General features: G+C 65.1%; 19 protein-coding genes and 3 pseudogenes. 9 read left to right on the top strand and 13 right to left on the bottom strand.

All coding sequences use genetic code 11. The features are described 5' to 3' along the window. Positions 1–121: 121 nt before the first annotated feature. The 3 genes from IO36_RS32530 to IO36_RS32520 all read right to left on the bottom strand — a co-directional run bounded on the left by IO36_RS32530 (position 122) and on the right by IO36_RS32520 (position 3,576). Positions 122–1,225, bottom strand: coding sequence for a thiamine ABC transporter substrate-binding protein (locus tag IO36_RS32530; RefSeq protein ID WP_051901105.1), 1,104 nt, complete (start codon positions 1,223–1,225; stop codon positions 122–124). Positions 1,226–1,486: 261 nt separating this feature from the next. After that, positions 1,487–2,593 carry a dual-specificity RNA methyltransferase RlmN gene (gene rlmN, locus IO36_RS32525; RefSeq protein ID WP_037625163.1) on the bottom strand — a complete coding sequence of 369 codons (1,107 nt, stop codon included), beginning with the start codon at positions 2,591–2,593 and terminating at the stop codon, positions 1,487–1,489. 227 nt (positions 2,594–2,820) lie between these two features. Next, complete coding sequence (locus IO36_RS32520) at positions 2,821–3,576, bottom strand: GntR family transcriptional regulator (RefSeq protein ID WP_037625161.1); 756 nt, start codon at positions 3,574–3,576, stop codon at positions 2,821–2,823. Between the two features lie 78 nt (positions 3,577–3,654). On the opposite strand from IO36_RS32520, the gene IO36_RS32515 reads away from it, so the two are divergent. From IO36_RS32515 to IO36_RS32495, 5 genes are all read left to right on the top strand, one after another. Beyond that, on the top strand, positions 3,655–3,933 hold the full coding sequence (locus tag IO36_RS32515; RefSeq protein WP_037625159.1) for a hypothetical protein: 279 nt from the start codon (positions 3,655–3,657) through the stop codon (positions 3,931–3,933). Between the two features lie 135 nt (positions 3,934–4,068). Continuing rightward, positions 4,069–4,251 (top strand): hypothetical protein, encoded by a 183-nt coding sequence (locus tag IO36_RS48550; protein WP_245173563.1) that lies wholly within the window; start codon positions 4,069–4,071, stop codon positions 4,249–4,251. Positions 4,252–4,468: 217 nt separating this feature from the next. After that, entirely contained in the window at positions 4,469–4,693 is a 225-nt protein-coding gene (locus IO36_RS46345; RefSeq protein WP_037625155.1) for a hypothetical protein, read from the top strand. Next, on the top strand, positions 4,690–5,433 hold the full coding sequence (locus IO36_RS32500; RefSeq protein ID WP_037625153.1) for a GntR family transcriptional regulator: 744 nt from the start codon (positions 4,690–4,692) through the stop codon (positions 5,431–5,433). Before IO36_RS46345 ends, IO36_RS32500 begins: the two co-directional genes overlap by 4 nt. Further along, on the top strand, positions 5,430–5,732 hold the full coding sequence (locus IO36_RS32495) for a hypothetical protein (RefSeq protein WP_037625151.1): 303 nt from the start codon (positions 5,430–5,432) through the stop codon (positions 5,730–5,732). Before IO36_RS32500 ends, IO36_RS32495 begins: the two co-directional genes overlap by 4 nt. Before the next feature lie 172 nt (positions 5,733–5,904). Here IO36_RS32495 and IO36_RS32490 read toward each other — a convergent pair whose 3' ends face one another. The 5 genes from IO36_RS32490 to IO36_RS32470 form a co-directional block, all read right to left on the bottom strand. Next, the gene (locus IO36_RS32490) at positions 5,905–9,693 is read right to left on the bottom strand and encodes a magnesium transporter CorA family protein (protein ID WP_158997617.1); all 3,789 of its coding nucleotides are present in this window, start codon (positions 9,691–9,693) and stop codon (positions 5,905–5,907) included. A gap of 260 nt (positions 9,694–9,953) precedes the next feature. After that, positions 9,954–10,325, bottom strand: coding sequence for a GIY-YIG nuclease family protein (locus tag IO36_RS32485; RefSeq protein ID WP_245173562.1), 372 nt, complete (start codon positions 10,323–10,325; stop codon positions 9,954–9,956). A gap of 244 nt (positions 10,326–10,569) precedes the next feature. Then, the gene (locus tag IO36_RS32480; protein ID WP_051901104.1) at positions 10,570–11,505 is read right to left on the bottom strand and encodes a hypothetical protein; all 936 of its coding nucleotides are present in this window, start codon (positions 11,503–11,505) and stop codon (positions 10,570–10,572) included. Between the two features lie 518 nt (positions 11,506–12,023). Next, positions 12,024–12,284 (bottom strand): Imm32 family immunity protein, encoded by a 261-nt coding sequence (locus tag IO36_RS32475; protein WP_245173561.1) that lies wholly within the window; start codon positions 12,282–12,284, stop codon positions 12,024–12,026. A 338-nt stretch (positions 12,285–12,622) separates the two neighbouring features. Next, positions 12,623–13,846, bottom strand: a complete 1,224-nt coding sequence (locus IO36_RS32470; protein ID WP_051901103.1) for a PIN domain-containing protein — start codon at positions 13,844–13,846, stop codon at positions 12,623–12,625. A 422-nt stretch (positions 13,847–14,268) separates the two neighbouring features. Between IO36_RS32470 and IO36_RS49450 the strand changes: the two genes are divergently transcribed. Beyond that, entirely contained in the window at positions 14,269–16,065 is a 1,797-nt protein-coding gene (locus IO36_RS49450) for a caspase family protein (RefSeq protein ID WP_078943576.1), read from the top strand. A 192-nt stretch (positions 16,066–16,257) separates the two neighbouring features. Further along, positions 16,258–16,944 (top strand): alpha/beta hydrolase, encoded by a 687-nt coding sequence (locus IO36_RS47145; protein ID WP_158997613.1) that lies wholly within the window; start codon positions 16,258–16,260, stop codon positions 16,942–16,944. Between the two features lie 208 nt (positions 16,945–17,152). Here IO36_RS47145 and IO36_RS48540 read toward each other — a convergent pair. Continuing rightward, a pseudogene (locus tag IO36_RS48540) lies at positions 17,153–17,452 on the bottom strand (NUDIX hydrolase); the annotation flags it as partial. Between IO36_RS48540 and IO36_RS45110 the strand changes: the two are divergent. Next, positions 17,452–17,715: pseudogene (locus IO36_RS45110) on the top strand (tyrosine-type recombinase/integrase); the annotation flags it as partial. The pseudogenes IO36_RS48540 and IO36_RS45110 sit on opposite strands and share 1 nt — an antisense overlap. Positions 17,716–17,935: 220 nt before the next feature. Here IO36_RS45110 and IO36_RS32455 read toward each other — a convergent pair. The 4 genes and pseudogenes from IO36_RS32455 to IO36_RS32440 all read right to left on the bottom strand — a co-directional run bounded on the left by IO36_RS32455 (position 17,936) and on the right by IO36_RS32440 (position 20,483). Then, positions 17,936–18,705 (bottom strand): annotated as a pseudogene (locus IO36_RS32455) (transposase). A 43-nt stretch (positions 18,706–18,748) separates the two neighbouring features. Then, positions 18,749–19,528, bottom strand: coding sequence for a phosphotransferase (locus IO36_RS32450; RefSeq protein ID WP_037625146.1), 780 nt, complete (start codon positions 19,526–19,528; stop codon positions 18,749–18,751). Between the two features lie 218 nt (positions 19,529–19,746). Further along, positions 19,747–20,082, bottom strand: a complete 336-nt coding sequence (locus IO36_RS32445) for a hypothetical protein (RefSeq protein ID WP_037625143.1) — start codon at positions 20,080–20,082, stop codon at positions 19,747–19,749. Continuing rightward, positions 20,076–20,483 carry a hypothetical protein gene (locus IO36_RS32440; protein WP_037625141.1) on the bottom strand — a complete coding sequence of 136 codons (408 nt, stop codon included), beginning with the start codon at positions 20,481–20,483 and terminating at the stop codon, positions 20,076–20,078. The genes IO36_RS32445 and IO36_RS32440 overlap by 7 nt, the downstream gene beginning before the upstream one ends. Before the next feature lie 442 nt (positions 20,484–20,925). On the opposite strand from IO36_RS32440, the gene IO36_RS32435 reads away from it, so the two are divergent. Continuing rightward, positions 20,926–21,693: a hypothetical protein gene (locus IO36_RS32435; protein WP_037625138.1), complete on the top strand. Its 768-nt coding sequence runs from the start codon at positions 20,926–20,928 to the stop codon at positions 21,691–21,693. Positions 21,694–21,764: the final 71 nt, after the last annotated feature.

The following is a 21,764-nucleotide window of genomic DNA, read 5'->3' as shown; positions in this document are numbered from 1 at the left end:
CGGGTGCGCCGGGTCGACCGGGTCGGCCGGGGGGTGCGGGTCGACCGGGGGGTGCGGCCGTCACCGTCCCGCCCAGGACCGCCGGCCGTCGCCGGCCGGCCGGTCCTCGTGGCCGCGTCGGTCACTTCAGTACGAGAGAGGTCCACGACGTGACCCACTGGTCGCGGTCGGCGGCGATCTTCGCGGGCGTCAGGGTCTCGGGCGCCTTGGCCTGCGGACCGTACTGGGTGAACTCGGCCGGCACCCGCGCGCCCTCACGGACCGGGTAGACGAACATGTTCAGCGGCATGTCCTCCTGGAACTCCTTGGTGAGCAGGAAGTCCAGGAACGCCTTGCCGCCCTTGGTGTTCTTGGCGTTGCTGAGCAGACCCGCGTACTCGACCTGCCGGAAGCAGGTGCCGTCCGCGACGCCGGTCGGGGCCGTCTTGGGCTTCGGGTCACCGTAGATGACCTCGGCGGGCGGCGAGGAGGCGTACGAGACCACGAGCGGCCGGTCGGCCTTGGCCTTCTTGCCGCCCGCCGACCCCGAGAACTCCTCGTTGTAGGCCTGCTCCCAGCCGTCGACGACCTTCACGCCGTTGGCCTTGAGCTTCTTCCAGTAGCCCTGCCAGTTGTCGTCGCCGTAGTGCGCGGCGGAGCCGAGCAGGAAGCCGAGGCCGGGCGAGGAGGTGGCGGCGTTCTCGGTGACGAGGAGGTTCTTGTAAGCGGGCTTGACCAGGTCGTCGAAGGACCGCGGCGGCGCGATCTTGTGCTGGTCGAACCAGGCCTTGTCGTAGTTGACGCAGATGTCGCCGGTGTCGATGGGCGTGACCCGGTGCTTGGCCTGGTCGGTCCGGTACTGCGGGAGGACCTGGTCCGCGCCCTTGGCCGTGTACGGCTGGAAGAGCCCGTTGCCGAGGGCCCGCGAGAGCAGGGTGTTGTCGACGCCGAAGAAGACGTCGCCCTGGGGGTTGTCCTTGGTCAGGACGGCCTTGTTCACGGCCTGCCCGGCGTCGCCGTCCTTGAGGACGCGGACCTTGTAGCCGGACTGCTTCTCGAAGTCCGCGAGCACGTTCTTCGACACGGCCCACGAGTCGTGGCTGACGAGCGTGACGGTCTTGGAGTCGCCGGAGTCCGCCGCGCCGGACGAGCCGCACGCGGACAGGACGGGCAGCGCGACGAGGCCGAGCCCGAGGGCCAGGCCGGCGAACCGTCTGCCGCTGCCGGCGGTGGTGGTGATGCTCACTGATTCCTCCTGGGTGACCAGGAAGAGACGCGGCCCTGCCCGGGACCTCTGACGGTTCCCGGGCAGGGCGCAACAGCTTGAGTAATGACCGAACTTCCTACCCAGAATGACCTGGGCAAGGTTCAGAGGGTCTGCGGTCTGGCCCGCACTCTCAGCGCTGTGGCGCTCCCCTGTCGGAATATGAAGATGTCGGACGGTGTGGATGCCGGTCCGCGGCCCCGTCGACATACCGGACGACGAGACGGACCGACTCGCTTCAGACTACCGCTCGGTCGCGGCGAGCTGGCCGCACGCTCCGTCGATCTCCTGGCCACGGGTGTCCCGGACGGTCACCGTGACGCCGTGGGCCGCGATCGCCTCGACGAACGCCTTCTCGTCCTCGGGCCGCGAGGCGGTCCATTTCGAGCCCGGGGTCGGGTTCAGCGGGATGAGGTTGACGTGGACGGGCTTGCCCTTGAGCATCCGCCCGAGCCGGTCACCCCGCCATGCCTGGTCGTTGATGTCGCGGATCAGGGCGTACTCGATGGACAGACGGCGCCCGGAGGTGTCCGCGTATCCCCAGCCCGCGTCGAGCACCTCGCGCACCTTCCACCGCGTGTTCACGGGGACGAGGGTGTCGCGCAGCTCGTCGTCGGGGGCATGCAGGGAGATCGCGAGCCGGCACTTGAAGCCCTCGTCGGCGAACCGGTTGATCGCGGGAACGAGACCGACCGTCGAGACGGTGATACCGCGCTGCGACAGCCCCAGCCCGTCCGGCTCGGGGTCGGTGAGGGCCCGGATCGCCCCGACGACGCGCTTGTAGTTGGCGAGCGGCTCGCCCATCCCCATGAAGACGATGTTGCTCAGCCGCGCCGGCCCCCCCGGGATCTCGCCGTCACGCAGCGCCCGCATGCCGTCGACGATCTGGTGCACGATCTCGCCGGTCGACAGGTTCCGGTCGAGACCGGCCTGTCCGGTGGCGCAGAACGGGCAGTTCATCCCGCAGCCGGCCTGCGAGCTGATGCACATGGTCACCCGGTCCGGGTAGCGCATCAGGACGGACTCGACGAGCGTGCCGTCGAACAGCCGCCACAGGGTCTTGCGGGTGGTGTCCTGGTCGGTCGACAGATGCCGGACGACGGTCATCAGCTCGGGAAGCAGCGCTTCCTGGAGCTTGCCGCGCGAGGCGGCCGGGATGTCGGTCCACTCGGCGGGGTCGTGCGCGTACCGGGCGAAGTAGTGCTGCGAGAGCTGCTTGGCACGAAACGGCTTCTCACCGATCGCGGCAACCGCCTCTTTGCGCTCGGCGGGCGTGAGATCGGCAAGGTGCCGCGGCGGCTTCTTGGCTCCGCGCGGCGCGACAAAGGTGAGTTCTCCGGGCTTCGGCATAACCCTTCCAGTGTCGCAGATCATCTGCGGGGCCCCAGGCCAGAGAGGGGTGGGGGCGGTCACCCCTGGGCGGCCCCTGTCAGCTTCTGTCGACCTCGCACGGCCCAGGGACGGCCCAGGAATGATCTTGGACGGGGCCTCTGACCGGCCACGGGCGGGAGAAGGAGAGGAGTCGCGGGCGGTCGCCGGGCATCAACACCCACGACCACCCCCGCCTCCACCGACGATCAACGATTGATCGGAATCTCGTAGACGATCTCGCAGTGAGCGACGGGCACCACGATGTCCGCCGTCTCGACGGGCCGTCCGTCGTCGCTGTAGTACGTCCGCCGGATGTGAGTGACCAGCGCGGCCTTCTGGATGCCGAGCAGTGACGCCTCCTCAGCGGTCGCCGTCCGAGGCTCCGGCTGCTCCACGGCGTGGCTGATGGTGACACCGATCGCGGCCATGCGCTTCACGACACCGGCCCCGGCATGCGGGCCTCCCTCGGGGAGGACGACGAGCGTGCCCGCGGTGAGGTCGTACGGCTCCCAGCTCGTCGAGAGCTGCACCGGCTTGCCGTCCGCCAGGAACTCGTACGTGGTCCGGACGCACAGCTCACCCTCGGCGATCCCGAGCCGCGCGGCGACGTCTGCGGGCGCCGGCACCTTGGCGTCGGTCCGGCTCTCCCAGTCTCCCGCCCTGCCGATGTCCCTCATGTCGGCTCGGAACGGTGACCCGTCGCGCCGCTCCCGCGCCGCCGACCGGACCACCCGCACCCGCTGCCGGGGCTCGGCGACATACGTACCCGATCCGGCGCGCCCCTCCAACAACCCCTGGGAGATCAGCAGCTCCTGCGCCCGGCGCACCACGTTCTCGCCCACGCCGCACTCCTGGCCGATCTGGGCGCGGGAGGGCAGACGGTCACCCGGCTCCCATACGTGCTCCGCGATCCGGCGCCGGAGTTCGTCGGCGATGCGGAGATAGGGCGGCTGCTCAGGCATATGGAAAATCTAGTCCACTAGCCCTAATCTAGTTAACTAGCTTCACTGAAAGTGATCGCTGGTGACGGAGGCTGTCCTGTGCCCGCTTCGGGAGTTAGCGCGGCGGCCATCGCCGCCCGGCTGTCCGCCCTCGGGCTTCCCACGCGAGTGGAGGAACACCGTCGTCACTCGTCGGTCGAGGCGGAGGTGCCGGACGGGCTCTCCGCCGCGTCATGGCGGGAGGTCCTGGACGTGGTGGCCGAGGCCGATCGGTTCGGGCTCCTCGCCACCAGCTTGAACGGCCGCACCCTCTGGGCGGTCGTACGCAGAACGGTCCCCGCGACGGGCGATGTCCGGGGACCGGGCCATCAGCGATAGGAGCTGACCAGCGTGCTCAACCGCATCCGCCGCGCCGCATCCCTCACCAGGGCGCGTCACTCCGCAAAGGGCAGGCACCGCCGCCCCTTACCGGCCGTCCAAGCACCGGCCGCTTTTACTGCCCCCGTTGAAGCATTGACGGCCATCGAGGGCCGGAGCTCCAACGACGGGGACCACCGCCACCTGCTCGCGGCTGAAGACGCCGCACTCGTCTGCCCGTACGTGCTGGCCTGGGAGAAGCGCGCTCGCACGCGCACGGTGGTCGTCGCTCCCCACCTGCCGATCCATGCATGGCCGGCTCTCGCGGGGGTCCACTGATGCCCTCGATGTCCTCAAGGCCGTCTCGCCGACATCTCCACATCGCGGACGCTCCGGCCGTTCCCTACCGCTCGACCGCCTGCCGCATCGGCACGCACCCCGCCTGCGCGGAGTTCTCCCCGGCTTCGACCCCGGCCGACCTTCCCGTGATCTACGAAGTGTGCGACTGCCCATGCCACCCGGCAGCCGACCGAACACCTCTCTCGGAGGTGGAGCGATGAGCGCATGGGCTCCCGGCAGCGCACTGGTCGGCAGTGTCGAGGTCACCGCGGCCACCGTGCAGCGCGGCGACGTCATCCAACTCAGTGGTCGTGCCAGCCGGGTGAGAGACCTCTTCCATCTCCCCCAAGGTGCCAAGCAACTGGTCTTCGAGTCGGGCGAGCTGCTGACCATCCACGCACGCACCCGGCTCCTCGCCGTGCGGTCGCTGAGAAGGCGGTGACCAGGTCCGTGCCCCCTCGCCCTCACGACATCGCCGACAACCTCCGGCAACAGATCACGACCGGCCGCATGAAGCCTGGTGAACGCCTCCCGTCCGAAGCCGACTTGGCCGACCGGTACAAGGTCAGCACCCTGACCCTGCGGAGCGCCCTCGCCGCACTCCAGGGGGAAGGCCTCGTCGAGAAGATCCACGGCAAGGGCAACTTCGTCCGCCGCCCCCTTCGCAAGATCATGTACGTCGGCGGCTGGGGAACCCTGGACCCGTGGACCGCTGCCGAAGCAGCCCTGCGTGTCACCGTTCGCACCACCACAGTTCAAGCACACGGACATCTCACAGCCTTGCTCAACGTGCCCATGGGCAGTCCCGTCGTCGAGGTCTCATGCCTCAGCTTCGAGGAATCGTCACCGCACGGGCTGGCCCGCATCTACATCCCGCGCGACCTGGTGCCGGCCGGAGCGCTCGACGACGAATCCGCGCACGGAGAAGAGGTCAAGAGATTCGCCGTTCTCGGTCCTGCGCCGACCGCCATCCGGGAGACGGTGTGCGCCCGTCCAGCGACACCGGACGAGGCATCGGCCCTTCGGATCGGCTCCACCGGGCCAGTCCTCGCCATCACACGCACCGCGACCGACTCCGCTGGACGTGTTGTCGAGGCCGCGCTGCTGGCCTTCCCAGGTGACCGCATCGACGCGGTCTTCACCACCCACCACGTCCTCGACGAGAGGCAGACGCAAGGATGACGGCACAAGACGAACTGCGGCTCCTCCCGTGGTCGGGCCCCGGCGGAAACCCCTGCTACCTGAGCACCGACGACCGGGACGGCTTCATGTCCCGCCTGGCGGACAACATCGAATCGGTCCAACTCGGCACGGCCGCCGAGCTGCTGGAGCGAGCCTCCGAAACGCTCGACGACCAGGACGTGGTCTCGGAAGACCTGCAACGGCTGGTTCAGGAACTGAACCGTTCCTTGCGCGATGTACTCCGCGTTGCGATCAGTCGCGGTCTCCTCTTGGCGGCGAGCGAACCACACCAAGCCTGAAGAAGCGCGCTGAAACAGCGCCTACCGATAACAGCCTTTCGTCCTACGGCGGGGAGGGGAACCCTGACACCAACCCGGGTTCCCCTCCCCGCCGTACCTTGCCTGCTCTGCCTCACCCGACGCCGGGGCCGGCGTCCTCCCATGCGCTTTCGCAATGGGCCGTGGCGGGGACCTACTCCAGGCCTTGATGCCGTCGCTCTGCCTCCTGGTCCTCCCGCCGGGCGTCAGCTTCGTACGACTCCGCAAGCCCTTTGAGCAACTTCCTGGTTCGCGGCCACTCGCGTGCGCGTTCGGCCTGCTCGCGGAAGGACCGGGCCAGCTCCGACTCTTGAACTCCGCCATCAAGGAGTCCCCGGCTGGTCACACCTCGTCTGTTGTAGATACCAATACTGAGACCCCGTTCGAGATCGCCGCTATTGATCTCTTCAAGTAGGTCTCGGACAGCTTCCGGAATCTGCAAGTCGTCCTGATCTCGCGGGGCGAAAGCAAGTACCTGACCGATCTGCACATCACCTACCCTGGCACGATCCCTGGCAGCCAGTTCTGTCCGTGCCGTCATGACCCAAGTGCGCAGCGCAACTGGGTCGAGGGTCCCGTCGGCCGTAAGCCCTGGACACGTACGCAAAGTGTGAAGGGCTCTGTAGGCGTGGTTCGCGATATTGCGTCCGTTCTCCTGCTCGACGGCATCTGCCGTGTCCTCCTCGACAGTGGCGCTGGGGCGGAAGGACCACGTCACCAAATCCGCGAACGCCTCAGGGTCCTCAACCAGCGTCTTGTGGAGGGTTGGAGCCTTCGCGTCGAACCCGAGCGCAGGCAAGAGTTGCCACTCCAGACTGAGGATGCGTTGACGCCCGACCTGCTCGTGATGCCGGGCCAGCAGCGCAAATAGCTCCTGGAAACGTGAACCGAGTCGCCCGATCTCAGGATCGCTCAACCTACCTGCGATGAGGTCTTCAATCCCGGTGACGACGACCTCGGCGGCCTCCGCACTGTCCCCTTCCCTGTCGTACAGGAGGATCAGGTCCAGCGCCGCTGCGGGACGACCTGCACCCAACAGCGATCGGGCCGCATCAAGCGCTCGCGGGAAATTGGAGCCGAGCCCGAAGTAGGAGAAATCACGCCAATAGTGTCCTGCTACTTCCGGACTGAGTTCAGCGAGCTTTGACCACGCGGTGGCTGGATCTGGGGTGAGCCGCAGGATCACTGCCTGAACATGCGGAGCCTCTGTGAGAGAAAGAAGCCTGTCGCGGAGATCATTCCCCTGGGCCCACATACGCCGACGCAGGTACCCAGCCGCGACCTCCTTGGCTGGTGAGGCGCCCTCCTCAAGCCAGGACAGCAGCTCTTGGTCATGGTCCTCGGAGTGCTCTGCCAGAGCGATGCCCACCAGGTCGGCGAACTCGGTTGCGGAGGCTAGCTCGACGAGAGCCTCCAGCGCTCCGTTCGCGACTGTCTCCCCGACCGCTGCGGCCCGCCGGGCGAGGAGTTCCGCGTCATAGGCAGCGAAGTTGTCACGGCGCCTGATGTCGCCAAGCGTGATCCAGCCGGATTGGAACAACCACGCGTACCGCTTCACCGGATTCCGAGGCTCCAGCGCTTCGCACGCGGCTTGGAGGGGGCGAAGCTCGTCCGCGGGAAGGGCCCACGCGGCGTCCGCATACTCCTGGTGCCGGGAAACCTGATCGCGCAGTGCGCGGTGGAGAACCGCACGCTGATCGTCATCTTCCAGATCGTCGGCCAGTTCGGTCAGCCGATGCGCGACCTCAGCGCGGTGTTTGGGAGGGAGAACGTCGATTTTGCCGATCAGGTCGGCATACAGCTCGGGGGCAGCGTTGAGTTCATCCAGGAGCAGGTCGACTACGGCAGTGGTAACACTCCATCGATCATGCGGGATAACGACGGTGTCCCTCTTCCAGTCACGGAAACGCGGACCAGGATGGCTCATCTGAATTGCGTGGCTGCCAGGAATGAGCTGGAGGAGCAACTTGCGGCCGAGTGCCGGCTGCCTCCGCACCTGGCGTCGGATCACTCTGATGCGGTCCTCGGCGTGGGCGGTCGTGTTGGGAGCCCACGCGCTGAGAATCCCCACCAGACTCGCGAGGGGACGATTCGAGAGCCGGCCGCCCGGGTCCACAACAGCCAGCGCGGTCAATACGTCGACTGCGTCATCAAGGTGCTCCGGAGACCATGCCAGGATCTCCAAAGACCACAGAAACTCTGTATGAGGAGAGCTGGATCCAAGTCCCAAGTTGTCAGACTGGTTGTCGGTGAACATGGCAACGTGCAGAGGCCTGGTGCCACTAAGGCCCTCATACATCGCCTCTATGAACTCCTCCGGAGCGGCCTCAGCCAGCAAGGTGAGCACATCGCCCAGGGAACGCCACAAGCTATACGTGTCATCAGCGTTGGCCTGCTTCAAGAGATCACGAACCAGCAGCCGTGCCCATCGATCCCCCGTGACACCTTCGGGGCCTCGTAGATCCGCGCCGAGGGTGCCCAGGAGGGCGAGCGACTGGGTGAGCCCTGTGCGAAGGGTGTGTGAGAAGCACCGTCTCACGCCCATCACCCCGGCCCTCCACCGCTCGTCAGGGTCTAGGTCGAGAGTCGGGTTCGTCTCAGTCAGTACCTCCAAGACTGCCGTTCGGAAGAATTGGAGATCGTCGCTGGTGAGGGATGCACCAAGCAAGGTCCAGGCATCCTCGGCAGCAAGCACGTGCCAGATCCCGTCCTGGTGGCCGAGGAAAGGGATGTCGGACGCGGCAGCGAGCTCCCGGGCCCGCTCCTGCAACTCTTCGTATTCAAGTCCCGAGCACCGTCCAACCACACGGCGGTCTTCCCGATTGTCCCCGTTCCAGGCATTCAGCAGGAGCAGCCGTCGGCGAACCACATCGAGCGTCGAGGCCCGTTCCGGTGTGAATGGCTCCGGGTGGTGAGCCAGGGCTCGCCGCAACGCAAGCAGGCTACGGCGACCGAGCGCGCCGAGCCGAGCCGCACGCTCGCTCGGCGTGCCGTTGGAAAGCAGCAGGGACTCAATGACTTGGCTGTGGAGCCTGGGCACCTTCACGTTGCACGGGGCGCCAGGCATCGCCGCCCACACGAGTTGGTGAGGATGCTGCTGTGGAATGTCCCGTGCAAGCGCCGGGTCTGCGAGGACCAAGATCAAGGGCTGGCGCTGCGTGACCAGTTGCTCGATACCGTTCTTGTCGGAAAGGAATAGGACCCGCGCCCCCATCTGAGTGGCCCCCAGGATGCCTTCCTGCTCTAGGGCAGCGGCTACGAAAGCGCAGACTTCGTCGGGGCGCAGATCGCCGCCTAGCGTGATCACCGACCGCCCGGTAGCGAGTAGGGCGATGAAGTCGGCGGCTGCCTTCTCTCTTCCTGCCAGCACTACGGTCCGGTCCAGTGGGATGCGCGTCGACCGAAGCCAACTGTCAGTCCACCACGATTCCAGAGACCGCACACCCGGCTGTGCTTTCCCCAGTTGGGCCGCAAGCCATGCCGTGGTGGCGGGCGCTTCTTCCAGCCAGAGGTCGATCCCGTCTAGGTTGTACCCACGTACCTCCCGCCACCGACCGTCCTCGGTGTGGCGCGCGGCCCAGGTCCGAGCATCTCTCCATGCGTCGAGGACGACTTCCACGTAGGTGACGTCTTGGGTCGCGAGCCCGTTCGGCCCCGTGACCCTCTTCTCATAGTCCCCCTCGGCCTTGCTGTTGCCGCCGCCAACAGACAATTCCCACACCGAGGTTCCCTCGGGCACGAACTTCGACGGTCCCGACGCCGTGACGATGCCGTCGAAACCTCCGACCGCGGTGCCGGAGCCTCCCGGCATGTCCAAGGACTCCAACCCGCTTGCGGTTTCGGCTATCAAGCGCCTGATCAGCAGCGGGAGCACGGTATCGAAGCCCGCGTCACCACGTGCCTTGCGAAGATCGTCACGATCAATTGGCGGCCATGCAGTCATATCCCGACAGTACTGCCACCCACTGACACTCCCTTCGGGTTCAATTCCGTGGACGCCACCATCGTCCGCCTCGCGCACATCTAGCGGTTCGATCCACACCCGCTTCGGACGCTGCCGGCCACTGATGCCACGGCCGGACAGGGTTACTGTTGTACGCCTCCGTCTGGCGTCGTTGATGTCAGCCGTGGATGTTAGAAGCCTTCCCCAACTCCCATTCGATACGTCGTCGACGCCGCCCGTTGGCTGGTCCATCCGATGGTCTACGAACTGATGGGCAGCTCTCGTGCTCGCTCGCGGGCTTGGGCCCTCATCTCCTTCAGGCGACCGTGAAACGCGTTGTGGCGGTTCTGGTCGAGGTTCAGCGGGAGATCGAGTCGGGAGATGAGCTGCGACTTAAGGTCCCACGGTTCGCTGTGCTCGATCCAGCACACTCGCGCGTTGTCCGCCATCCACGGGCTGAGGGTGGCTTCGCCGACCTTGCCGAAGGTCATCCGCTTGCCGCTGCCCACGCGGCGCAGCTCGAGTCCGAGCAGGCAGCCGAGGGTGAGCCGCAGGGTCGATCCGGCCGCGTTGCCCCGGTAGTGGTAACGCACCCGTTTTCGCAGGTTCTGAGTGCTGATCCGGTTCGCCATGTACAGCGGGGCTATCCCGACGTAGAGCAGGCGTTCAGCGTCCAGGGCCGAGTGAGGCGGCTACTTGAAGTGCCACCCGTAGACCCCTGCCACTGCTGGGACAGGGCTCGGACGCACCAGGGCCTCCTGTGCCGACCACAACCGATCAGGACTGACGAGAGCGGTAGCTTCCACGAACCCTCCAATCTTGCCGTGGGTGATCACGCACGCTACTGGGCGACGCTGACAGTACGAGCCCTTCAGCTCATGCTTGCGCTTCCCCTCGCTCCGTCTTCCTGTAGACCGCGCCGCACCGGAAGCAGAGACCAACTTCCTCGGTCTTGTCCGCGGCGGTGGTCACCCACATGATCATGTGCTCGCTTCCACAGTCGGGACAGTCCACAGCGCCAAGGGATTCGTCCTGGCCGAGAACATCCATCCAGTAGAGGATGACGGCGTCCACTGGCTCCAGGAACGCCAGACAGAAATGGCAGGTCACGAGATCCCCACCGCCGATGACCAGCGCCCATTGCCTACACTGGGGGCAGATCACGGTGCGGTCTTCACGGCCGCTGAGTATGCCTGTCAGCTCCTGCATCCGGTTCTTCACGAGAGCTTCGATGTCCCGAAGTTTCTCCCGGACGGCCTCCATAGTCTCCTCGACCAACTGTGCTTCGGAGGACAGGACCGGGTGCAGGTGAAGAGGGACGAAGTCAAGGAGGAAGCTCAGAACTCGGGCGGCACGAGCCTCGACTGCGTACGCGTTCGCCGTGTGGCCGTAGTGGGTCAGTGCGTTCCTGGTCTCGGCAAGGTCCTTGATTGCCTCACGTTGGTCCGAGGTGATCGGCACGCCGGCGATGCTGACGAGGCGGTCCAAGGCGGCGTCCATGGTGCAGCTGTCGAACTTGCCCTGTTCGAAGGCCGCGCGCGTGGCGTTGCCGGGGTTCTTGAAAACGAGACTCCAGTGTTCGCGTACGAGCCGTGCTTTGAGGAGGACCTCGGCGGCCGCTTGAAGGTGGAGCACAGCGTACTTGAGATCTCGATCGCTGAGAGGACGGTCAGGTGCGAGCAGCTCGGACACCTTCGTCGTCGGTGGCGGTGTCAGGCCGAACGCGTCGAACAGCACGCTAGCCCTGCCACTCAGGTACAGGACAGCACTGCTGAGGTAGTCCATTCCGTTGCGGACCGGCGTGAAGTCCATATCGGGACGCCGGTTGCGCCTCTGCGATCTCTGCTCATTCGATTGGTCGCCCACTGATTCCCCCTGGGTTGCCGTTCTCAGGCTCGCTAAGAGTACGGACACAAATTGGAAAGTTCCCCGACTGGCTCACTACCGGTCGAGCGGCTGGAGTCGCCGTCCTCATGGCCCAGTCGCTGCACCAGAGATCTGGCACGCCAACCCTCGACGACCTGGCGCACGACACGTTGGGCGCCCTCGTCTTGTCACGTTCGCCAATCGCCTCATGGACCGCCGCGAACGGCTATCCCGCATGTGAGGCGCGGGTCCGGTCCACCACCCGCTCGATCTTCGCGAGATGGGCTGCAACGATTGGCATTGCCTTCTCGTATCACTGGGGTCCACGGTCCTGGGCTCAGCCGATCAACACCGACCGATCGGGTCAAGGCCAACAGCAAGCCATCAGTTTGGGAAGCGCAGGGCGTCCAGGGCTTGATACGGTCCTGACCTGCGGCAGCGCGACGCAGACGCATGGGCACGCGTCATTCGTCGTCGCACCGCTCCACGACCAGGCCTACGGAGCCATCTTCGAGCCCGTTGTTCTCCTCCAGATGGAGATGAGCGCCGTCCGGTACGCCGTCCTGGGCGAGCGTGAAGAGGTGGCCAGCCAGGGTCTTCGACCCGGCAGCGTTTGCCTCGATGACGATCTCGCTGCCCAGGTTGCGGACCTCGATGCGCGAGCCTTCCTCCCACGTGAAAACTCTGGTGGTTCCGTCGGTCACCGCACTCAGGTGAGTGGTCATCGATGGAGCAGCGCTGGGTTCAGGGGCCATACCCCAAGCATCGCGTACCCCGGGCCGGCCGCGACGGCGAGAACGTTACAGCGCGGCATGCGTGATGACCTCTTCGTCCCGAACTATCGGCGGAGGGGTCATTGAGGTCCGGTGGGCTGGCCAGTGGGCCATCGGCGGTTGTTGGCAGTCGGCTGCGGTCGTGGTGGTTGCTGTACTTCGCTGCTGTACTGCACCAGCTCCGCTGGCCTTGTGCACGTTCGTTCGCGGAAGCGCCCAGCCGGAGGTAGCCACCCCTCAGAGATGGTCCTACAGACGGGCCATGGGCACGAGCACGCCCGACCTAAGTGTTAGAAGGGTGACTTGCGCTCAATGAACGGCTCCCTTCGTTGGCGACGCAGGGTCTCCAACATCTTCCGTTCCCGGAGCCGCGACCACCTCGGCTCAGTGGCAATGAAATCGACGCGCGCAGCGAGCGCTGGCGTGAGTGTGCTGACAAGGTCGATGTCCAATGCTTGGGTGCCTTGACTACGGAGCACAGTGAGCTGGGCATCCGCGTTCGTCGGGCTCACGAGGACGCGGGTCTCCCACAAGCACCCGACCCCCTTTGCCTGGAAGGTGTCGTGCAAAAGTGCTGGCCCTCCAAGGGCCCACTGGACAGTTGCCATGCACCAGACGTGTTCCCCGATGCGGTAGGCCTTCAACTCGATCACGCGGTTGAGGGCAGCAGTCGGGGCTTCGACCCAGCCCAGTGCCCGCACAGGCTCCGTCGTCACCAACGTGCCCTCGTCCTCGACAAAGAAGCCCATGGTGCCCTCGAAGGTGGGGCCATGGAACCCACTCTGCGGTAGTCCCAGTCGACGTCCGGCCTCAGCTTCGATCGCGCCGAGGCTTTCCGGGTCCGAAAGAACCGAACGCACCGCATCCTTGTCAACATCGTCTGTGCGCTGCGTGAACTTTTCCATGACCTCGTACCAGTTCGTGAGGAGCACGAACCGGTCTTCCAAGCCTGCGAGGTCCATGTTCATCGGGTACGGAAACGCAGTTCCGTCGCCGAAGTCCTTCGTGTTCTCGCTGACGAAGTACACCATTTCGTCAGGGTGCTCCCGCGCGTACTCCACGGCGGTGAGCCAGATCGCGGCGTCCCGACCGCCGATCTTCTGTCCGTTGTCGTCCATCCGCTTGCACGGGGGCAGGACGTTCGCCTCCCGGACCAAGGCCTTCTTGAGCACGGCCTCGCTCGTCGGGATCACATTCACGACATCGAGGTACTTCTGGCGCCAGTGATCTTGGATACGAGCCAGGTCCATCGGCGGCAGCGCCGGAATGGGCCAGGGGGTGTCAGCCTTGAGGCTCTGCAAGACCTGTTCGGCCTTCTCGTACTTCTCACGGTGCGGCTGTGCCCGCTGAGCGGTCAACTCCTCCAGCACGACCCACGGTACGGCCACTTGGTCGACGCCGGACGTCCTGATGACTTTGAGGAGGTCCGCGGTGACCGTCTCGGTCCCCTTCCACAGGATGTTCGTGTCCAGAATGATCAAGGGGGAGGGCTCCATCTCCTCGGTGCTGCGCAATAGAGCAAGGGTTCCAGGAAGCGGGCGTAGACGTGGAGGTTTTCGATCGACACTCGGCGCGGCGCAGAAGGAAACTGGACACCCCCACGGGGGTGGCTCCGCATGACCCTGATCGGTCGGAGCGACGAAGCCAGGGGTCGCCACCACGGCGGCAGCCGTCACTGTGCCCTCTCACGGTCGGGGACGCCTCTTGCAGGAGGAGCCGTTGCGCGCGATCGTCTCCGACAGCTGCTTTAGTAGAGAGGCCGCGAAAGAGGTCGGTTGACCTGGGGCTTCGCTACCTGGCTAGGCGGCTGGAAACTCGACGGTGGGGCAACCACGTTGACCGTGACTGCCCCCTGGATCTGGCACGGTAGTGGCACGAACCTCAGCCAGCGACAGTCAGCCACGACGGCGGGTGCGTCGACCGAGCACGCACGCGTATGCCTCGCTGCACCCTCACCGGCCTCAGCCACGCTATTGGGATTTGTCGTCTACCAGAGCAAGCGACCACTGCCAACCCGTGGCGGATAGCCCGAGCCCTCAACTTGCCCGATTTGCGCGTGATGTCAACCTGTGATCCATTTGTATGGAGGGGGTTAGGCCGAGGGGTGGTGGCAATGGCTCGGTGCGTTGCACTCGTGATAGGCGTCGGGGACGTAGAGGGATTCCGGGTCCTTCCAGATGCTCGAGAAGACGCTCGGAACTTCGCCAAGTGGGCCTCGTCACAAGGCTTCAGGGTGATCCGGAAGATCGACGATCACGCCGAAGTCACGATCCACGATCTACGCAACATCGCCAATGATCTGCACGAGGAAGCTACGACGACCCGTCAGATATACAAGCTCTTCTTCTACTTCGCGGGTCACGGCGTCTGTGATGGAGACAGCGACGTTCTTCTGCTGACGCGGGCGAAGTCCGACGGGCATGAAGCGATTAACTTGTCGAGGACCATGAACTGTTCCCGAGCGTGCAAGATCCCTCACGTAGGGTTCTTCATTGACGCTTGTCGGATCTTGCCCGATGTCTACGCGCACGGCCTCCCCCTCTTCCCTGGCCGCATGTCTCAGGACAAGGTGTACCTAGACGAGTTCTATGCTGCGTACCCGGGGAGGCCGGCACATGCCCTGCGACCTGACGAAGACCCAGCCTCTGCGGGCTATGGGGTCTATACGGACTGCCTCCTTGACGCGCTATGGGGTCGGGCGGTGGAGGCCATCCGGCCTACTCCAGGTGGAGAGCACCCCCGAGCTGTCGTCGCCGAAAGCCTTGAAGACTATCTGGGCAGGGAAGTGCAGCGACGGGCAGGGCAACATCACATCGTTCAGGTCCCTCAGACTGAGGCTCGATCTCGCTGGCAGCCGCACGTGATTTCCTGGATACCGGGGGACTCTGCCTCCGATGAACCTGCTGGCGAGGGCGATGCGGAGCGTAGTGACGATTCCGATCGACGTGAGAACGATGCATCTCATCACGAGCCACCAGAAATGACATCCGAGATTGCGGCTAACCGATCAGCCATTGCCGCTGCTGTGGACTCGATGGCCCATGGGATGACCATTTATCTTGACGGTGCCCAAGCTGAAAGCGCGGAGGTGAGTCGGGCTGGAATAGTCGACCAATTTCGTTCTGGTCAAAGTGGATGGCATATCCGTGCTGAGCACAGTAAGCCTGGACCCGTCATGCTTCACTTGGACAAGTCCTGGCAGAAGCGAAGCATGTGGCCGGCCCTCATGGTGCTTCCGGGATATTTCACACAAGTGCGAGTCGGGCTACGCGGGGTCGAGCAGCTCTCATTCCTTAAACTTGACTCAGATAACCAGGCCGACGTTCTGGCATGGGCCGTTGCCTATGCGCGTTGGGGTGGTCTCATATCCAAGAACCCGAGAGCTGTTGACATTCTGTACAAAACTTGCAACCCCACCTTGGCCGTGTTGATGGCGCACGCGTTCCACAGGCAAGGTGCAATCGACGAAATAGGGAGACTGCTCGGCCATCTACGAGAGAAGCGAATGCCCATTCCGTTCGATGTGGCATTGCTTGGCGAAGGCAGATTTCCCCATGAAAGAGATGTCTTCCCAAACTATCCTTGGACGGCTAGGGGATGGAATGTCCTTGCGGACACAAAGTATGGAGGGTTCGAAAAGGCGGTAAGGCCATACTTGGCTCCCGAATTTTGGACCACTCTTCTTGACCCACCTCGAAAGCTAGTAGAGCAAATGGTTCATCACGACTGCTGAGTGGGGGCACCTACCCGCGAGGACTAGGAGGACGTTGTGCGACTCGTTTTCGTACACGGACGCGCTCAAGGAAAGTCGAGTAGCGAGGAAATAAAGGAGAGCTGGCTACGGGCTCTGCGTCGCGGATGTCGACGTGCTGGCGTTAGTCTTCCTGACCCTCTCGACGTCTACGCTCCTTTCTATGCAAAAGAGTTGGACGAAGATACGGCGGCTGGTCCCCAGCAGGCCGTCGTACGTGGAAGCGAAGCCGCTCCCGATCCTTTCGAAAGGGAACTCGTTCTAGATATTGCGCGGAGAGCAGGAATCACTAATGCCGAGATTACCGTCGAGCTTAATGCGCCGGTAGTCACACGTGCTCCGGAGAACTGGCAGTGGGTGCAAGCGGCGGGTCGTTTGATCTGCCGCAGGGTTCCGTTCATAACAGCCTCTTTCATTCGCCAGTTCACTGCGGATGTGCATGCGTATCTAATGTTCCCGGATACGCGCGAAATGGTAAATTCTCTGGTCTCCGAAGCGCTTGGCGACGGCCCGACGGTAGTCGTGAGTCATTCACTAGGCACCATCGTCGCTTACTGTATCCTTCTGGAGAGTGAGTGCAACGTGCCTCTATTTGTTACATTGGGCTCGCCGCTGGGCATCCCAACGGTCAAGGATGCACTCCCCCAGTTGACCAAACCCCCAAGCGTCGATCAATGGTTTAATGCGTCGGACCGTCGTGACCCGATTGCGCTTTTTCAGCGACTGGATCGGGATAGTTTTCCAGCCAAGATTGAAAATATCGACGATGTCAAGAATCCCAAGAGTAATCCACATGGGATTCTTGGATATCTCAGGGATCAGTTTGTAAGTGAGAAGGTGGCAAACTCGCTGACCATTTGAGGGGGCGTACGCTCGCGGCTTAGATGTAATCGTGGAGCCGCCTTTCACTTGAGATGTACCCCTCTCTGGCTTCGGCGGCTGATGGCTCTGGGCGCGGTACGGACGTCGGGCGGGCTGGAGCGGGGCGGAGACAGGAGCGCAGGCCCGGCCGGGGGCCGGGCCGCGCGCGGGGAGCGGAGCGAGCCGCCTTGATGAAGTAGAGAAAGTTCTATCCCGCGGGGATGAGGCGCTTCCCGGCGTGGCTCCGCACCTGGGGTCCATTGCCGTTCAACGCGTCCAAGACTCCGATCGCGAAGACCTCGGACATGCGCTCTTGGACCTCGTCGAGCGTGAGTGATGCAACGGCGGTGGACTCGCTGGAAGTGCGCTCGGTACCGCCGATGCTCGCGGCAGAAGACCAGGTTCGCAACTCGCAGCGTCATGTTCTCGTAGACACCGGTGAGTTCACCGACAACCCAGATTCCGGGGTCTCCTCGAAGACCTCGCGCGCGCTACGCCTGCCGGGAGTGGAAGCCCGCCCTTGCGACGGCCGGCCTCATCCCGACTCCCGAATCCGGGGAGCCGCACGTCTCCGCCCGACAGCACGGGATGCATGCCCTTCGCCACTTCTACGCCTCGGTCCTCCTGGACGCGGGCGAGAGCATCAAGGCCGTGAGCGAGTACCTCGGGCACGCGGACGCGGCAATGACGCTGCGGGTCTATGCCCACCTGATGCCCAGCAGCAGCGAGCGAGCCCGCCGGGCCCTGGACGACGTCTTCGGCACGGCCCAGGAGCCCTGACGGCCCATGGACGGCCCACCGGGTACAAGACAGCCCCCGCTGGCGACAACATCGCTGGTGGGGGCTTCTTCGCGGCCGGATCACATCAGTTCTCCGGGCTTAGGCGTGGCGTTACCAGTCGCAGATCATTTGGCACCCCCTAGGTCCGCTGGCCTAAGTCTTGTCCCGTAAATGATCTACGGTGCGCTGTCTGACCTGCTCGTCTTCTGGATCACCCGGCGAGGGCGAGGTTGTGCAGGCGGGCAATGCCGAGCATGGCATGGTGGACGCCGTCGCCTTTGAGGCGGCAGTCGCGCAGGATCTTCCAAACCTTCATGCGGGCGAAGGCGTGTTCGACGCGGGCGCGGACTTTGCGGTGAGAGGCGTTGTGTTCCTCTTTCCAGACCGGTAGTTCGCTCTGGCCTTTCTCCCGGCGGTGTGGGATGACCAGGCCGGTGCCCCGGTAGCCGCCGTCCGCGATGACGATGGTCGTACCGACGGCGGCTTTCGCCCCGGACAGTTCCCATGCCTTGCAGTCGTTGCGGTTGCCGGGCAGGGGCCGGCCGACAGCGACGACCAGGCGGTTATCAGCGTCGATGACCACCTGGTGGTTGGTGGGGTACCGGTAGTTTTTCGACTGCTCGGCGATGCTGTGGTCACGCGTGGGCACCAGGGTTCCGTCCACGATCAGCACGGTGTCCTTGCGGAACCGCTTGCGCTGTTGGAGCGTGAGCAACGGCCCGAGATGGTCGATGATGCGGTCCGCCGCCGACTTGATACCCCGAACTGCGGTGCCAGCTGACGCAGCGTGAGGTTGGTGCGCCAGTATGCGGCGACCAGCAGGACCCGGTCCTCCAGCGGCAGGCACCACGGCCGGCCCTTGCGCGCCGGATCCGCACCCTCACGCCGCAGGGCGGTGATCAGCTTGCTGAGCTGACGAGGGCTTATCCCGGAGAACGGGGTTGTCCAGGAGGGCTCTGACGCCGTGACCACACCAGCCACATGAAGATCATCTCATCCATGGTCTACAGGCCGGAGAAGGTTTTCACCTGCGCCCAGTGCCCAAGAGCGCCTGGCTCTCCGAGCGGATCCAGCACTGCTCGGCCAACATCTCGTCCGCGTCACCGCGGGCGAGAAAGGCCGCCCATAACTCGGTGCCTTGCCTCCCAAGGCGTTCTATGCGCGCGGCCTCGCGGGACTGAAGGGCGTCCAGCGCCTCGATCACAGCTGCAGGCTGTTCCCCGTAAGCGGCACAGAGCGTATGAAGGCGGCCCTGCAGGGTGCTGGAGCCGGTGACCGATGCTCGTCGCTGCTGTTCCACGGGCCGCAGTGGGACGGCGTACCAGGCGAGTTGGGCCAAGTCGTCAATGGCATGCCCCGGTGCTGCGAAGTCCCAGTCGATGAAGCCTATGAGCTGGCCACCGTCCCAGATCGAGTTCCACGGTCCGAGGTCTCCGTGTCGGATCACCATGCCTGGCCGCCACTCTTCTTCCTGGCCCTGCCAGTGGGCATCGGCTGGCGGCCGGAAGGTCCGGACGGCATCGTGGTATTCCCGCAGCCAGCGGCCCAGCTCAGCAACACCGCGTGAGGAGCGCAAAGCCTCCGGCCAGGGTGTGAACGCGGGCTCGCCAAAGAGCATCGACAGCACCTCGTCGGTGCCGTCAGTGCCCAACGCACGGGGAGCCCGGCTGAATCCCACCGCTTCCAGATGCCTCAGGAGGGCATGTACGGCAGGTGTCCACGCGCCTGTCGGCCTTCGGATCGTCGCGCCGATCCGTCGCACTGTCGTGACACTGCCGCAGTCCGTGGAACCGTCCTCAATCACTCGGCCAGCGTAGTCCGGCTACCGCAGCAGGCGCCTTGAATATCAGCGCGCCGGACCCGCGCCCCACGTCCGGCTGACAACAGGTGCGGTCGTGACACCAGTTACGGGACAGCTCTTAGGCAACCCGTCACCCTCCGCCATCCCCGTCCCCCTTGGTCACCCATGCAGGCCCCGGAGACGCCCCGGCGACCACCGTGCGCGCCCTGCGCCCTGCGCCCTCAAAGATCGATGCGCACCCTCACCACTTCATCAGCAGCCTCTCCATAGCGCAGCACGACGTGCGCCGGCCGAAACGGGAGCGCACGCAGGTCGGGCTCCATGACCCGGTACAAGGCCTCCGCGTCAGGCCCGTAGGCGAAGATCACGACCTCCCCGCCACCGAACTCGTTGCCGTCGACGTCACCGACACCCGCGGCTCGGACCGCGTCCGCCATCGTCCGCTCGGCCTCACGGACCACCGCCCGCTGGTCAGCATCGCCGAACCCACCACCACCCAGGCGAAACCGAGCGATCACGGAGTGCTCCGGAGGTGTCGCCGGCGCATCACTCACCATTCACGCCACTCATCTGTGATCTCGGCACGCGCGATACCGCGCCGCGCCGCCAGAGCCGCCACGTCGACGCCGTGCTCGGTCAGCGTCTCGTCGATGTACTCGCACAGCTGCTCGCGCTCACCGGTGTCGTACCCGGCGCCGCCGGAGTGACTGCCGTCATCGATCGCGTTGAGACGCAGGACGACATGCTTGATGGTGTCGAAGACCTGGTCGTCGGACGGCTCCGCCAGAGCGCCCAAGTCCGTCTCGAAAGCCTGAAGGGCTTCGTCGGTGGCCCGCAGAAGCGACTCCGGGTAGACCTCCGCCATGCCGGCGCACTCCGGGTCCAATGTTCCGGCCGCCAGCTCACGGGCCTCCTCGGCCAAGCCGGCACGCCAATTCTCAGGTGGTCTGATCGCCATGCCGGGACTTTATCCACGACCACTGACAGGACCTCAGGGCATGACGTCCGGCTGTGGTGGGGGTCCTGGGAGCCCTGGCGAGGGGCCGAGAGCCGAGACGAACAGCGGGCTGGGTGGTTGCGAGGCAGGCCGACGTACGACCAGGGCCTGGCCCGTGCGCTGTTCACTTTCGCGGTCGAGGACGGGGACACGCCCCCGGCATGACACTCGTGGTCAGCACTGACCAGCCGCATCCCAGCAACTGGATCGGTCGCGAGGCGTGCACTGCCGTCCGGTGTCGCCGCGACTCTTCGGCTCGCCCTGCGCGAGGGTTGGAATCCGACGCGACGGCCTGGCCGGGTGAGCCGGCGTGGCCGTACAACCATTTCCCCAGGTGGGGGGTCTTGTGCTCGCCCGGGCTCCGAGCGTGCAGCTCCGGTCCACTTGTCCCCTCTGGAGAACCATGCACATCCGTACGGCCGCGGCCGCCACCGCGGGCAGCCTGGTGCTGCTCGCCCTCCTCGCGCCCACCGCGCAGGCCGACACCCACAAGGGCGACCTCGCCTTCACGTCGGTGTCCTTCAGCAAGACCACCGTCAACGTCGGCGTCAGCGAGGTCCAGAAGCTGACGGCCTCCGCCACGCTCAAGGACAACTCCGGTATCAGGACCGTCATGGGCTTCAAGCTGGTGAGCCCCGACAACCGGATCCAGTACGCGAAGTCCTCGACGTGCACACGTCCCACGTCGACGACCATGAAGTGCACCTGGTCGTACGGCCTGGACCCGCACACCGACGACTACTTCGACCTCCGCAACAGCTCGGCCGGCACCTGGCACCTCGACATGGAGGCCGGCGCCTACGACGGTGACTTCTACACGCTCGACAGCAGCGTCACGATGAAGGTCAAGCGGTTCGCCAAGCTGGCGACGACCCAGGCGACGCCCGAACCGGTCGCCAAGGGCAAGACGCTGACGGTGACCGGCGCGCTGACCCGGGCCGACTGGAACACCAACACCTACGTCGGCTTCGCCGGCCAGAAGGTCGCCCTCCAGTTCAAGAAGTCCGGTTCCTCGACGTACATCACCGTCAAGACGGTGACCACCGACAGCACCGGCAAGCTGAAGACGACGACCACCGCGAACGCCGCCGGAACCTGGCGCTGGCACTTCGCCGGAACGGGCACGACCAGCTCCGCGACGGCCGCGGGCGACGGCGTCGCACTGAAGTAGACCTCGAGCAGGGCGCGCTGCTCGGCGATCCGGCCGCCGTCCGCTTCCGGGACACCGGCGGCGGAGGGCGG

It is taken from the genome of Streptomyces aureus, assembly GCF_000725495.1.
GTDB classification, from domain to species: domain Bacteria; phylum Actinomycetota; class Actinomycetes; order Streptomycetales; family Streptomycetaceae; genus Streptomyces; species Streptomyces aureus_B.
This window is presented reverse-complemented; position numbering and strand designations above follow the sequence as displayed.

What these genes read in the sequence shown, in the direction of transcription:
- rlmN (WP_037625163.1), bottom strand. Translation starts at nt 2,593, where the DNA reads ATGCCGAAGCCCGGAGAACTCACCTTTGTCGCGCCGCGCGGAGCCAAG.
- IO36_RS32520 (WP_037625161.1), bottom strand. Translation starts at nt 3,576, where the DNA reads ATGCCTGAGCAGCCGCCCTATCTCCGCATCGCCGACGAACTCCGGCGC.
- IO36_RS46345 (WP_037625155.1), top strand. Translation starts at nt 4,469, where the DNA reads ATGAGCGCATGGGCTCCCGGCAGCGCACTGGTCGGCAGTGTCGAGGTC.
- IO36_RS32495 (WP_037625151.1), top strand. Translation starts at nt 5,430, where the DNA reads ATGACGGCACAAGACGAACTGCGGCTCCTCCCGTGGTCGGGCCCCGGC.
- IO36_RS32490 (WP_158997617.1), bottom strand. Translation starts at nt 9,693, where the DNA reads ATGACTGCATGGCCGCCAATTGATCGTGACGATCTTCGCAAGGCACGT.
- IO36_RS32485 (WP_245173562.1), bottom strand. Translation starts at nt 10,325, where the DNA reads ATGGCGAACCGGATCAGCACTCAGAACCTGCGAAAACGGGTGCGTTAC.
- IO36_RS32480 (WP_051901104.1), bottom strand. Translation starts at nt 11,505, where the DNA reads ATGGACTTCACGCCGGTCCGCAACGGAATGGACTACCTCAGCAGTGCT.
- IO36_RS32475 (WP_245173561.1), bottom strand. Translation starts at nt 12,284, where the DNA reads ATGACCACTCACCTGAGTGCGGTGACCGACGGAACCACCAGAGTTTTC.
- IO36_RS49450 (WP_078943576.1), top strand. Translation starts at nt 14,269, where the DNA reads ATGCCTCGCTGCACCCTCACCGGCCTCAGCCACGCTATTGGGATTTGT.
- IO36_RS32445 (WP_037625143.1), bottom strand. Translation starts at nt 20,082, where the DNA reads ATGGTGAGTGATGCGCCGGCGACACCTCCGGAGCACTCCGTGATCGCT.
- IO36_RS32440 (WP_037625141.1), bottom strand. Translation starts at nt 20,483, where the DNA reads ATGGCGATCAGACCACCTGAGAATTGGCGTGCCGGCTTGGCCGAGGAG.
- IO36_RS32435 (WP_037625138.1), top strand. Translation starts at nt 20,926, where the DNA reads ATGCACATCCGTACGGCCGCGGCCGCCACCGCGGGCAGCCTGGTGCTG.